Raw genomic sequence first — 14624 nt, 5'->3', positions numbered from 1 at the left:
GACTAGTGCTACGATTACTTCGCTAGTTAGCCAGTGTATCCTTACTTGAACGGGCATTTAAGTAAGGATACAAGCTCTATCGCAGCCTTCACCGATCTGCTTGGCTAACCGGTGTAGTATATTGTGATTGGTCGTTTATGTTGTGTTGCTTGCTATTACATTACTTTACAGGTACAATCAGGGTTTGGATTTAAAACCTATTTGACTTGTATAGCTCTACATATTGGTAGCTGCGGTGTAGAGTAAGTATTAATATTTCCGGCCTATACGCACGATATGACAAAGTATAAGAGTTTGGTTTAGTACATTAGTTTTATGGGCAAAATCCGAGGCAATATCCTATACTTGAAGCAGCAGTATACATAATTTAATCTGAGCAGACAATAGATAGGATAGTACAACTGGAGGCTACACATTAGAAAAAAAGCAAAGTGACTTTGCTTTTTACAAAGCCACTTTACTACCATCCATAAGCGTTAAACTTACTAACCGAGTACATCTCTAAGCGCTACAAAAGCGGCATGCGATTTTTAATGCTTAGCCCTGTATTATGATTGGCGACTATTTCAAATAGTAAGAATGAAATTTGGAAAAATCACCGATAAGATATTAAATGCGAAAAAAAATATTTTCACATCAATTGAGTTTAATATTGCTGTAAATAGTTTGGTAAAATAAATTCACAACAGCCGGATGTTTAATTTCATGTTCCTTTAACCCGAAACAGCTTTTAAGTTTTCAAATGATATCTGCTTACCATCAGCAATATCAATTAAAAATTGCTCTTGCAAGTTTAACTTCACTTGATATAACGCCTTCTGAATCCAATCAATAGCTTCATCAACGCTATCTAAATAAGGCACATTTAACTGGTCAGCAAATCGATCGTATCGATCAAAATAGTCGTTACCTCTAGGGTCGTCTTTAGCAAGCCTCCCAATGAAAGCAGCAGCTCGCACAGCAAAACCATAGCACATTTCTCCTGTATACTTTTCTAATCTATTGAATATGATACCAAAACTAGAACATATAATCAATATATCATCAGGAGTAATACTAATAGGATTAAAAATATCTGATAGAGAAAGCCCTGCTAACCATGCGCTTGCTAATACGTGGCGTAATTCTTTACCAGATTCACTTTCAGAAATAGTCCATTCAGAAACATAGCCCCTGATTAATTTGCAGTCCTCAGCAGATGATATTTTACGATAATTATCTCTGAATAAAGAAACTGCAAGCTGAAATTCTTGTGCATTTCTATAAGTTTTACCTAAACTAGTTATAGCACGTACTTTGTTTGGCTCTGCAGTAACAGCTGCTCTAGCAGCAGCTATTGCAATTATCTTTCTGCGTTCTTCTGATAATTCAGAAGGCAACATATTTTGCAATTTTGGTCCAGCATTTAAAATTGGAATGTAAGATTTACTGTCAAAGTAAGGATCCTGACTTGCCTCAGCAGTCTGCTTAACCAAACGCATCCAAACTTCTGAAAAATCTACACCAAAAGATCTTTCTGCTTCGACAATGATAGCTGCAGCTACTTTACTATGCCGTGTAAAAATATAACCTCCGCTATCTGTTGCTCCAGCTTCAGCACCTAGTAGTCTGACAACACGGCTGTGGATCCAATCACGAGGTACACCAACTAAATCAGCTAGTATTCTACTATCTAAGCCATGTAATCCTACTCCATGACAAGCAGAGATATAGAGTAGAGCATCAAGCAATGTGCTAGCATTGCTACTCTCTGAAATACTAATAGCCTGCAAACGTTTTAAGAACTCCAAAACATGAGCCCGAAGTCCACCTTGGCCAAATCTAACTTCAAGTAATCCACCGAAAAAAGATCCGTCACCTGGGCTACCCCATGCCGCATTGTCTCGATCTGCATCCCAAACAGCATTGAGCAGTTTAAGTGCTCTTTCGGGCAATTTTCCAGTTGACGCCAGTGAACGTAGTCCTACAGGTCCAAACTTGCCCCACGCTTTTACTACTATTTTGGCATCGTCTGAGCTAATACTACGTAAAAAACAATCAGATCTTTTTATTAGCCATTGTTCCCAACTTTTTCTGTCCCCTTTTGCACTGCGCCAATCTGCGTCACGAGAAGCTAAAAGGAAGTGAACATTAGTACTACCTATGTTATGTAGTCGTTTTACTGCATTCGCTATTTGCTCTACAATGTTATCGGCGTCATCAGCTACAATAAGCCATTGAAAAGTTTTATCTAATTTCTCAACATCAGCTAAAGGTAAGCCTTCCAATGGAGAGTTGCGCCAAACAACTTTCCATTTACCAGACATAACTGCATCGACTGCTGTTTGAAGCAAAATAGTTGTTTTGCCTTCACCCCCTGCAGCTCGAATCAACTGAAGGGAAGCAGCATCTTTAACAGAAACGGCCTCATTAAATAAAGCGCTTAATTCACTAACTTTTTCTCGTCTAGGAATATCTTTCGATATAGCGTGCCTTAAAGATGGTATAGCACCATCGAAGTAACGAATTGTTTCTTCTGAAGAAAGTGCAGGAAGATTGTTAAGGAATGCCGAAGTAAGTAGCTGCCAGCCTAACAGAGGAGATTTTTCAATTCCTGTATCGTTTCTGTTTTCCTCATTGATCTTCTTTGGCAAAGCAGCACTTATTTCTTCAAAAATCGTGTGGCAGTTGATATTCCCATAAGCATTGAATCTACCAGATATCAGGAGCGGGCTAATACGCTGAAATAACGCTGGATTATTATATTTTTCTACTTCTAAATTGTCACCCCTAAAACACCAAAGTACATTTATGTCGGTCGCACTGTCTTGCACAGCTTCTGATAATGCTTGTGCAAAGATATCGTCCCATCCTCCATACGCAACAACGATGAGTGTATGTTTATGCAGTATAGATTTCAGCGATTCTTTTAATCTTGGGCGAGGTGCTGTAAGCTGCCCTGGAGTGTGCATTGTGTCTGTTCCACGCCAATATCCATGTAAATGTATTATTTCAACCTGTCCTGCTTGCTTAACATTATATGTTAGATTACCATCTGCCAATATAACTCTTAATACAGGATTACCTCCATTAGCAGTCACCGCTAATGATAACAACGGATCAAAATTAGTAGTCATAACTGGTCCGGGGAACTGGTCTCTATTCTGACAAACAAGCCAAGCTAATTGATGAACACCAGAGGGAATATTCCAGTCTTCCGGGACACCGTCTTCAGAAAAGTCCTTTGAACTTTTAGGGTTACGTGCTTTTAAAACAGCTCTTGCTATTATACTATTTACTGCATCTTGTAATAAGTATCCTTGAACCCAAGTCATAGCAGCTTGATAAGCATCACTACCTTGCTTACCAGCTATTTCTGCTTCAAATTTAGGCAATTCACTACTTGCTGATTCAGTAATCTCTTCACGAACACAGTCGAGTATATCCCCTACACCGGGTACTCCCACCCCATTTTCATTAGATATAGGAGACCCGACTAGGAAAGCAATCGGTTTTTTAGCTACTCGTGCAGCTGTAATTAAAGCTGCTTTTTCATATATTTTCATTAATAACTACGAGTGTGATTTTAGATCTTGAGCAAATATCCTTTGAGGAGAGGTTTTAAGATAGCATTATCTAAGCAGACCTGGGTAAAAAGCGTATCCTTTTCAAAGTCGAAAAGACCAGAGTTGTAACGAGCAGAGGCAGCTCAGAACGATCGAATAAGGATAGGGAAATACCCTCTTATGATTTGATAGCAGCTATATTCTTGAAGTTGCATTCGGGCTCAACGCCACGATTTTCAGCAATTCGCAGGAAGATGATACGATCAAGCTAAAAAGCGAGTTATTCGACATTGAGCTTGTGGTTGCGAGTAGCTAAATCTTGAGCAATAGGCACGCACATTTGTTCAAGTATGTCGAGAAAGGCGTACAGTTTCTTTGCTACGTCGGTTAGAGTCTGAAGCTATAAATTTGTCGAGGAGATGCTTAGCAATTCATATTCGTCAAACGGGAAATCATAAGAAAAGTGAATTCATTGGAGACTATTACAACATAGTAAGGCATAGCAAACATTTTTACCCTGATGACGAGCCGGATAGTTACTCATGATTTTAACTATTAGGTTAGTATTCAAGTATAGTTCTTTTCTATCAGAAGTAGCTAATCCTATTGAAGACAACTAGAGCACAAAAATATTCCTATGGAGCCGCATGTATTTAATTTTCAGATACTTATAATATAATTGCCAAGTTTATTAGTTTTAATCTACTTTTGAGTATAGCAGTGACATAACAATGAGAGAACTTGAAAGTGCCTTCGTGAAGGGGCTCTCCCAGCTTGACATGAGCTTGGAAGCTAACCCTTCTAATATACTACTCACATCAGACTTAGAGATTACTAGTATTTCAATCAATTTCTATCAACGATTTGCATTGGAGCGGGCCAAGAAGATTGGAGCAGATGCAGTGTTTTTTAGAAATAACTTAAGCTCAGACGAAAGCTCTATTGCACAAGTATATATATTCGATTTTACCAGAAGCCACAAAGAGGAAAAAGACTTAATAGAACTTCATAAAAACGTATGGAGTAGCACCGATGTAAGAATATATTTTATCATATATAATTCAGAAATAAAAATTTTTAACTCATCTAAACCAGTTGAAATAAATAAACAAGGTATCATAACTCTTCAGCCATTTGATGTATTAAAAATTATTGGTGAGGCAAAAGAGAAATATTACGAGTATTCAGGAAAAAGATTTATTGATGGTTCTTTCTGGGAAAACCATGGAGATGAATTTAGTTATAATAATACAGCATATGAAAAGCTTATTACTGAGTTAAGAAATGCGCGCAAGTTATTTCTTAGAGATATAACTCTTGATAAGAAATTAGCTAACAAACTTCTTGTTCTGAGTATATTGGTTAAGTATTTAGAGGAACGTATTGATATCGATAGGAATGGATACGAAACAAGAGTTTTTTCAAAAGACATATTCAACAAACCAGAATTTGGTTTTTCAGAAAGCTTTGTTGATGTAATAAGAAACGGACTGGACAAGAACAATACTTATATACTAAATGTTTTTGACTTCTTGACTAATCATTTTAGTGGAAATATTTTTAATATACTAAATGAGTATAGAGATGATGTAAAAAGAGTGAATTTGTCTCCTCTAATTAATTTTCTGTCTGCAGAACTCGATAACAATCAATACGTTTTATGGAAACTATATTCCTTTAATTACTTGCCAGTCGAATTAATCAGTAGCATATATGAAGAAATGCTAGAAGCAGATAAGTCTGAAGGAGTAGCATACACGCCTTCATATCTTGTTAACCTTCTAGTTGATGAGTGTATGCCAATGAACGAGCCTAAGCAAAGCCTCAAAATACTTGATCCAGCTTGCGGTTCTGGTATATTCTTAGTATCTGCATTCAAGCGTCTTGTAGATTGGTGGCGTGTATCTAAGTTTAAAGAAACTAACAATTGGATTAAACCTAGTAGAGAACACTTGTCTCATTTGCAAGAATTGCTTATAAATAGTATTTATGGAATAGATATATCTTCTGAAGCTGTAGACTTGGCTACATTCAGCCTTAGTCTAAGTTTATGTGATATGTTATCCCCAAAAGTAATTTGGGAAGATTTGAAATTTAACGATTTGCGAAACAACATTATCTGCAGTGATTTTTACTCTTGGGGCGGCAATAATAAATCAAAACAATTCGATTTGATTATCGGTAACCCTCCTTTTATTGAATACACTGGCAAATTATTTAAAAAACACTTGTTATCAAGTAATTTAGAAGATAAAATAAATTTTCCAAATAATCAAAGTGCGCTTTTGTTTACTTTAATTGCAGCTAGTATTATAAATAATAATTCTGGAATATTATGCTTTGTTCTTCCTGCAGGGCCTTTGTTATACAATAATTCTAAAATAGCTAATGAGTTTAGGGAATACCTATTTAATAATTATAACATTCCTCAGATCATTGATTTTACTTACCTGAGCAATTCTTTATTCAAGAATAAGGGTAATGAAAAAAATGTTGCTGTAGCTGCATTTTTCATACGCAATAGCAAAATTAAATTCAATAAGACTATGCATATTGTTGCCAAAAAATTAAAAACAATACGGCAACGTCACTACTTTGAATTTGATCATTACGACATCCACCCTATTAGTATTCATGATGCAGCTACTAACACTACTGTTTGGAAGTCTAATTTATTAGGAGGGGGCAGACTTTTGTCTTTACTTGAAAGAATTAAATCATTACCTACTTTAAAAGAATTTTTAGACAGTAAAAAGCCAGAAGGTTTAGTATATGGTGAAGGCTACACTAAAAGGAAGCCTGATATGGAGGTGACAAACGAAGAGTTAACTTCAGGCCAGTACAAGGCATCTGAGGCTATTAGCGAATCCATGACATTCGATGTGTCCTCCTTTACTGAAGAAGGAATAAAAAATATAAAACAACAGAATTATAAATACTTTTATAGAACAGGGAACCCGAAACAATTTAAACATCCATTGTTACTAATTAAAAAAAATATTGGACAAAATTCAATACCAATGTACTTAAGTGAGAATATTGATTTTTCTTACACTAAGGAAGTAATGGGAATTCATTGTCCGGATAAAAATCTGTTGCGAATTTTGTACAATAGAATAAAAAATAATAATTTTTACAGATTTTGTATATTGGCTACTAGTGCGCGAAGCGGTATTAGTCGCTCAACAAAAACTATTCTACAAAAAGATCTATTACATATTCCTTTTCCAAATAGTGAGAATGAACTAGTTTTGTCTTACATCGATAATATTATCATCAATGATACTATGGTATATTGGCTAGATTATCTTTCTAAAGACAAGGAGAATCAAATACTCAAGTGCATCAGCCAAGATGATCTAAATTCATTTGCCGAGGTATTTTGCAATGTTTTGAACAAATTGTTTCATAAAGCAGATGACCATATGTCATATCAAATGATATCAAGTTATACAAGCGATATTAATGCGTTAGTTAGGTTTAGTTACAAACCTGGAAAAAAAACAAATAAACATATTGACAACCAATTAAATTTTCAACACATTAATTTGATGATGGACAAAGGCCAACGCTCAGCTTTTTCAAAAATTATCAAGTTCTATGATGGTAATGATATATATTTGATAAAACCATTAGAAAAAAAATACTGGTTGAGATCTACCGCAGTCAAAGATGCTGATGAAGTTATAGTTGATTTATTTAATGCTGGATATTAAGTCGATGATTAGCAATTCATATCCAAATTCTAATTTTGGAAATATGGCTCCTAGCCCATCAATTCCTAAAGGAACAATACTCAATAGCTTAATTAAATTTATGCAAGATACGCTTTTAGAATTTCAGAACTTTTATGTCAACGAAATGAATGATTCTGAAGAAGAAATTAGCCAATTTGTTATAAATTTTTTTTCTGCTTTGTCTAAATCAGAAAGTTTTATATTTTGCAAAGAAGTGTCGCAAAAACCTACAAAAGGGCATGCAAGAAGGGCTGATTTTGGAGTTTTTATGCATCATTTCAATCGCAGTCCGTTCTATACTATAGAAGCAAAGCGGTTGCCCCCACCTAGTAAATCTCGTGAAAAGGAATATGTAATTGGTTCTAATTCAAAGAAGCCTAGTGGTGGTATTGAACGGTATAAGCTCAACTTACATGGCATTGGACTTAATGAAAGTGCAATTATAGCATACGTGCATAAAAATAATTTTATATTTTGGCATAATCAAATTAATGCATGGATAGACGAACTTATTCAATCTAATAAAACTAGTGCTTCTATCTGGAACACTAATGATAAGTTATTTATATTATCAGAAATATCTCCGGATAGATTATGTAAATTTGAATCAACAAGCCTCAGGAAAGATGGCACTAGTATTAATTTACTACATTATTTTATCAATATATCTTCTCCCTCGTCGTAATTTTATTATTTTTTATTAATGGAAAATTAATAGACATTCGCATCAATTACATTTAGATACTTATTTGTGTTTTCGTAACAGCTAGTAATTAAGCTTGTTTTAGCAGCACTTTGTAGTTTTCTGGTAAGGACAAACTTCAAGTTTTAACAATAAAGAATAGAGTTACTGATAAAACTAGAAGTAACAAGTCATTTAAACAGTGTATTAAAAGAAAACAGTACATTCTATAGCTTCTATTTAAAAGGAGAGTATAACTTTCTCGTTCACCACAAAGGAGCCTGTACTCAGCTAGCTGAACAACTTTTATGAACCGTTTTTCGGCCTATTTACCCACTCTTACCACCCTTCTTTGAGTTTCGTAAGTTGTATAGTAAAAGGAGTGTGGCTGTTGCAGAACTCGGTACTGTGAAGGCAAGCGGTGCTTTGATTGGCTAGAATAGACTGTAAACCTTCCTATGCTGTTCTTTTATCAAGCCTGTTGAGGCAAACCAACTGATCATTAAGAAGGCCTGATAGTTCTGCAACAACCACGAGGGTTACTTTTGTGTATGGGCGCTAAACACGTGTGCTTCGCTTGCCGCAAAGCGGTTAATGTGCCTGATGGCGCTACGGATCCTCTACGGTGTACGAACTGCACAGCAGAACTGGTGGTGTTACCTAACCGCTTTCGGCCGCCTAAACAACGTGAGGAGGACCAATGGGCAACGGCTCGTTACCTAGTAGAGCACGGCTATTGCTATGAGCACCTCGCGCCTAATCAGTTTCCGGGATGGGCCACCACCAAGTACGGGAACTATGTACAGTACCCTGTGAACTTATGGGAAGGGAAGGAGTTTGTAGAGCAGTATGGGGCGTTCACGTCCAGAAGAAGGTGACGTGCTTGCGTTTTCTATAACGGTTCCTCGGGCAACCTGTCTTCTAGGTGAAAGCACGTTTAGTGAGCGTAAGCAGAGCAACTTATAAATTTCTGCAACAGCCACGGTCATTTAGAAAATGATACAAACCGATCTTCTTCCTCAATGGCTGTTCTAAGGATCAGTTTCGGAGAAGTGCGCCATTACCTAGCTGACGCGGGCGAAGCACCAGTACCGAGGTTGCTAAGTAGCGTTTGATATTCAAACAAGGCAGCATGACCTAGGTTGTGCTGCCTTGTCTGTGTGCTCGCACCTGGGTAAGAATGACGAGAGATCCTACATTTACCTCGTAGGTGTATCTCTATAATCAGTAGCCGTGAAAAAGCCGAATGCTAAACCTGCTCGAATGAAAAAGTAGGAATCTTCAAAATAAGCGTTGTACGGGTCACTACCGTAGTACCCGGCGCTAGCTTGTATGGCTACGTTAGCGGAAACTGGAAGACGTCGAGCAATCATAAGCTCGGCATTTACACGTCGTTTCCATGAATTCATTTTGCCACCCAGATCAGGTAAGTTGGAGTCGGTAATAAAAGAAGTGGTGAGTACCGCTCGGTACCGTTCACGGGTGTAACATTCCGAATACAATGTGTCTTTCTGGGACGTTATCAACTTGTCGCGGTACACTTTATTTCGAATCAAACCGGCTCTGACATTCAAACGGTTTTGCCCATAGCGACCAACCATATTAGGATCACTAGAGAAGTGCTTTTCGAAGCCTAGTCTGCCATAAGCGTCATAGTGGGTCTTGGCGCCATTGTCGCAGGTGAAATTAACGTCATTGCCGTCGCTGTAACCGAACTTACGAGACACGTATACTGCCCCTTCTAAGTAGTTAGTAGAAAAACTGCCATCGTATTGATTATAGGTGCCATCTGGTCTGAGCGAATTGCCATCTTGTCCATTGGAATGATGGAATAGAGATAGGCTGGCAAATTTGTACAAGTACGCATCAGGTTTATTTAGCTTATCTGATTTGAAGTAGATAGTAGCGCCAGGCATGTAGCTAGGGGTGCGTACTGGAAGGGAAGAGTCGCCAATTAACTCATTATTCCGAAAGATGCGAGCCTTAAAGCGGGGCGTTAGATGAATAGCGACTGGCAACCATTTGCCGCCAATGGCAAACTGCGGAATCACATCGGCGGAGAGAATATACGGCGCTTTAGGTGCACCTAGGTCCAGAAATGGAGGACAGGCATAGCTCAGGTCGGCATAGTTGAGGGAACGGGTGAGTAGCTCTGCATTAGCGGCACGACGGACTACTAACTCGCTTTCTTCCGCTGTGATACCCACTCTAAATTTCTGGGCAGGGGCAGGTAAGTAAACCAAGCAACTAAGTAAGATGAAACACAAGCGGATTAGTGGAAAAGTCAGCACAGATGTAAATAGATAGGGATAGAATAGGAGTAGCTGATGACTGTGGACTGCTTATTCAAAGCAGATGGGCAGAATCCAATAGTTTCAGTTTGCCCGAAAGGCATTGGAAAAGCCTAGTCCCACGACAAACTGCCCATTGGAAAAGCCCCGGATATTACCGCCGAAATAGGGAAAGTTAGCGGTCAGTCGCAGAGAGTTGACTGTGAAGATTAGCCCTAGATCTAACCCATGAAAAGAAGTTTGGCTGGTTCCCAATGCTTGATTTAAAATAGAGGGAGACTCGCGAATGTCGCCCTGGATACGGCGTAGGTTATAGTTTGCATAAACTAATAACCGGAGGGTATTATCATCGGTAGTGGCGGCTGGGATATCGAAAACCGTATACTGAGGGCCCGCACTGAAGGCTAATAATAATACTTCCGCGTGCTGCTTGGCATAGCGCCAACGGTTTTGAGAAACGTTGAGGAAAGCATTGAACCCTAAATTAGAACCCTCGCCCATGCCATAAAATCGGGGATACCATTGCAGTGAAGCAGTAATAGAGCGCAGGGACCGGACGTTACTTCCGGGTAAGAGCAAGGATTGACCAAATAATTCTTGGTTAAGTGGTCGGCTTGCTTGTGCAGAATCAGGTTGAACGCTAAGAGTATCCCCTTGCGTCCCCAACGTTGCCAATAGGTTCAGACTGATGTGAGTGCGAACAACACGAACGGTATCAGTCCTGTACTCCTTGGGAATAGGCGCGTCCTTAGCGTCTTTGCCCGTCGTGTGATAAGTATAGCCGTAAGCTACGCTCTTGCGGCGCTCGGCATTGAAGCCTAAGGAACCACCTTTGGGCGCAGCACCACTGGTTTCTCGCAGAGCTTTGCTGAAATCACCATCTGCCAACACGCCGGCCTTCCATTCATGATGACCAAATGCCCAACTTGTATAGTTTCTTTTAACACCAGGGGCTTGCTGTACCCGTGCAAGCATGTTTTGTTCGTCTTTAGCCGTAGTCTTATCAGCTTCAGTAGAGTCAATTAGTCCACGGGGAACAAGTGACTTCTGCACTTGGCTGCTATAGCTACTGAAGCGTTGTGCATAAACGGTGCTTACTACCAGCACCAATAAAATTATAGACAGTAGACGCTTGCAATATGGGTTAGAAGATGATAATGTTATAAACATAGGAGCTTTGCTTATATCTGTTTATTTGAGGCAAGCTAGCCTCTCTCTCCCTCGTCCGCATCCGTGCCAGCACTAGATTTTGCCCTGCCTAGGTCCCCGCTTTTCCTGCCGAGCCATAGTATACCCTAGCCTATGTTGCCGTACTTTCGTTGCTTGTTCCGCTTAGCTTTCCTGCTTCCTGATGGATTCTCCGACCCTTTTTGATCTGCCCGCCGCCGACGCGCCTAGCCCCAAAGCCAAGCGCGGCCGCCCCACTAGCAAAGCGCCAAAACCTGCTGACGTTGCCAACCTCACTCTGGACCTGGCTACCATAGCGCCTCCGCCCGGCCCACTTACCGTGCCCCAGCTCGAAACATGGCTATGGGCGGCTGCCTGCGCCATTCGCGGGGCCACCGACGCACCTAAGTACAAAGACTTCATTCTGCCGCTGGTGTTCTTCAAGCGCCTCGACGACGTGTACCACGACGAGCTGCGCCAGAAAGCCGATGAGTTTGGTGGCGCCGAGCTAGCCCGCGAAGTCGTGCAGGCCGACCACGCGGCTGCTCTGAAGGAAGGCCGGCCGCCTATCGTGCGCTTCGTGGTGCCGGAGACCTATGGCTGGCACGCCGTGCGCAACTTCACGCCTGACACCGAACAGGAAGGCCACCGCACCCTAGGCGAGTTCCTGACTACCTGCCTGCGTGAGGTGAGCCGCCTCAACCCTGATTTGCACGGGGTGCTTGACGTGAAGGACTTCGCTGAAACCCAGGCAGGGCAGCGCACCCTCGACGACGAGCGCCTCGCTACTCTGGTGGAAGTAATCAGCCGGCACCGACTAGGGTTGCAGGATACTGCCCCCGACGTGCTGGGCCAGGCCTACGAGTACCTGCTGCGCAAGTTTGCGGAAGGGCAGGGGCAGAGCGCGGGCGAGTTTTACACCCCCGCCGAAGTGGGCTTACTGCTGGCCGAGCTGCTGGAAGTGCCGGCCCGCGCGACTGTTTACGATCCCACCTGCGGCTCGGGCGGTTTGCTCATCAAAGCCAGGTTGAGCTTCGAGCGTCGCAACGCCGCGCGCCGCGCCGAAGGGCCACAGCTGTTTGGGCAGGAGCTGAACCCCGTGACCTACGCCATTGCCCGCATGAACATGCTCCTGCACGACTTCACCGGCGCCCGCATCGTGACGGGCGACACCATGCGCCGGCCCGGCTTCGGGGCGGCCGGAGCCGGGCTTATGCAGTTTGACCGGGTGGTGGCTAACCCCATGTGGAACCAGAAGAACTTTCCCGACTCGCTGTTTGAGACCGATAGCTGGGGCCGCTTCCCCCACGGCGCCCCGCCCTCCGCCTCCGCCGACTGGGCTTGGGTGCAGCACATTGTGGCCTCGCTCAAGCCCGGTGGCCGCGCCGCCGTGGTGCTCGATACCGGCGCCGTGAGCCGCGGCAGCGGCTCAGGCGGCAGCTCCCGAGAGCGGGACGTGCGCAAAGCCCTCGTAGACGAGGACCTGGTGGAGGCCGTGGTGCTGCTGCCCGAAAATCTGTTCTACAACACCACCGCCCCCGGCATTGTGCTGTTGCTGCGCAAAGATAAGCCCCAGGAGCGCCGCGAGCAGGTTCTGCTGCTCAACGCCAGCCAGCACTTCGTGAAGCGCAAGCCCAAGAACGAGCTGACCCTGGACGGCCGCCAGGCCCTGGCCGCCGCTCTCACGGCCTACGAAGACGTGCCCAAGCTAGCCCGCCGCCTCACCCTGGCCGAGGTGCAGGCCGCCGACTACAACCTCTCGCCCTCCCAGTTTGTAGAAACCGGCGACCGGGCTACTCACCGCTCCCTAGTCCTCATCCGGCAGGAGCTGCAAGCCGCGGCCGACGCCCGCGAAGCCGCCGACGCTCGCTTGCAGGAGCTGCTGGCGGGATTAAATTTGGAAGGAGGGGAGACGGTATGAGTGAAGCAATGGAATTGCCAGAAGGATGGAGAAAGGTGAAGCTAGGAGAAATTGGCCAGCTAAGTGGAGGTGGTACACCCTCAACTAAGGATGAGAATTATTGGAATGGAGGAATCCCATGGCTTACACCCAATGAGGTGACAAAGAGCAATTCTCTTTTTGTCACTTCGACTCAGCGTACAATTTCAGAGATTGGGTTAAAGAACTCCTCCGCAAGATTGCAGCCTGTAGGAACGGTAATGTTAACCAGTAGAGCCACCATTGGAGAAGTTGCCATTAATACGGTGCCAATGGCAACTAACCAAGGCTTCATCAATGTAATCTGTGATTCTGAATTCGTCTTTAATGAATTCTTAGCTCACTGGATGGCTCATAATAAAGAGATATTTATTGAACGGGCACATGGAGCAATATTTAAAGAGATTACAAAATCCAATTTCAAGGTAATCTCTATCATTCTTCCTCCACTCCCCGAGCAGCGGGCCATTGCCGAAGTCCTAGGTTCGGTGCAGGCGGCGCTGGCGGCCCGGCGCCGGGAGCAGCAGCTGGAACAGGAATACAAAGCGGCCCTGCTGGAACACCTCTTTACCCGCAGCACCCGCGGCGGCGAAACTCGTGAAACGGAAATCGGCGAGGTGCCGATGGGGTGGGAAGTAACTACTCTGAAGAAAGTGTTTGAAGGAGGCGGTAAGATTCAAACCGGACCTTTTGGAAGTCAGCTACACGCCTATGATTATTTACCAGAAGGTATCCCTGTACTAAATCCAACGCACCTAGGTGCCAACACAATTAACAAGAAGTCAGTCCCACGCATTAGCCAGGAAAAGGCGAAGGAACTGACTAAGCACTTCTTGAAAGAAGGCGACATTCTCATCAGCCGCCGGGGTGATTTTAGCCATTATGCATACATCACCCCTGACTTTAGTGGTGGGCTCTGTGGCACCGGATGTTTACTGTTGCGAATACAAAACCCAGAGATTGATAACTACTATGTATCAGTATGGCTTGGTATGCGAGTAGCACAAGATTATTTGCGGAAGAATGCAGTTGGTACAGTTATGCCCAATCTCAATACATCTATTTTGAACAGTATCCCAATGCTTATTCCTCCTCTCCCTGAGCAGCAGCGTATCGCGGCGGTGCTCGGTGCTGTGGATGAAAAGCTAGGTGCCCTGGCCACGGAAGTGGCGCGACTAGAGGAGCTGTTTCGGGCCTTGCTGGAAGAGCTGCTAAGCGGAAGGATGCGAACTCGTGCACTTAGCAAAGAAGAAAATTAGCTTT

The 14624-nt window shown here is 42.8% G+C and carries 7 protein-coding genes; 4 read left to right on the top strand and 3 right to left on the bottom strand.

Translation table 11 applies throughout. The annotated features are described in order from the left end of the window. Positions 1–713: 713 nt before the first annotated feature. Complete coding sequence (locus tag BXP70_RS29715; RefSeq protein WP_143436708.1) at positions 714–3545, bottom strand: P-loop NTPase; 2832 nt, start codon at positions 3543–3545, stop codon at positions 714–716. 731 nt (positions 3546–4276) lie between these two features. Between BXP70_RS29715 and BXP70_RS26510 the strand changes: the two genes are divergently transcribed. Together BXP70_RS26510 and BXP70_RS29710 are read left to right on the top strand one after the other, a co-directional pair. After that, entirely contained in the window at positions 4277–7261 is a 2985-nt protein-coding gene (locus tag BXP70_RS26510; RefSeq protein WP_086597148.1) for an HsdM family class I SAM-dependent methyltransferase, read from the top strand. Then, on the top strand, positions 7248–7967 hold the full coding sequence (locus BXP70_RS29710; protein WP_143436707.1) for a hypothetical protein: 720 nt from the start codon (positions 7248–7250) through the stop codon (positions 7965–7967). Before BXP70_RS26510 ends, BXP70_RS29710 begins: the two co-directional genes overlap by 14 nt. Positions 7968–9163: 1196 nt before the next feature. Here the strand turns inward: BXP70_RS29710 and BXP70_RS26500 are convergent. Beyond that, positions 9164–10207 carry a hypothetical protein gene (locus tag BXP70_RS26500; protein ID WP_143436706.1) on the bottom strand — a complete coding sequence of 348 codons (1044 nt, stop codon included), beginning with the start codon at positions 10205–10207 and terminating at the stop codon, positions 9164–9166. A gap of 132 nt (positions 10208–10339) precedes the next feature. Further along, positions 10340–11425 carry a hypothetical protein gene (locus BXP70_RS26495; protein WP_143436705.1) on the bottom strand — a complete coding sequence of 362 codons (1086 nt, stop codon included), beginning with the start codon at positions 11423–11425 and terminating at the stop codon, positions 10340–10342. A gap of 181 nt (positions 11426–11606) precedes the next feature. Here BXP70_RS26495 and BXP70_RS26490 point away from each other — a divergent pair, with 181 nt between their 5' ends. Together BXP70_RS26490 and BXP70_RS26485 are read left to right on the top strand one after the other, a co-directional pair. Beyond that, a complete protein-coding gene (locus tag BXP70_RS26490; RefSeq protein ID WP_086597144.1) occupies positions 11607–13343 on the top strand; it encodes a type I restriction-modification system subunit M in 1737 nt (578 codons plus the stop codon). Next, on the top strand, positions 13340–14620 hold the full coding sequence (locus tag BXP70_RS26485; RefSeq protein WP_086597143.1) for a restriction endonuclease subunit S: 1281 nt from the start codon (positions 13340–13342) through the stop codon (positions 14618–14620). Before BXP70_RS26490 ends, BXP70_RS26485 begins: the two co-directional genes overlap by 4 nt. Positions 14621–14624 lie beyond the last annotated feature (4 nt).

The organism is Hymenobacter crusticola (assembly GCF_002154225.1).
In the GTDB taxonomy this organism is placed as follows: domain Bacteria; phylum Bacteroidota; class Bacteroidia; order Cytophagales; family Hymenobacteraceae; genus Hymenobacter; species Hymenobacter crusticola.
Note: the sequence above shows the minus strand (reverse complement) of the source record. Positions and strands in the feature narration are given on the sequence as shown.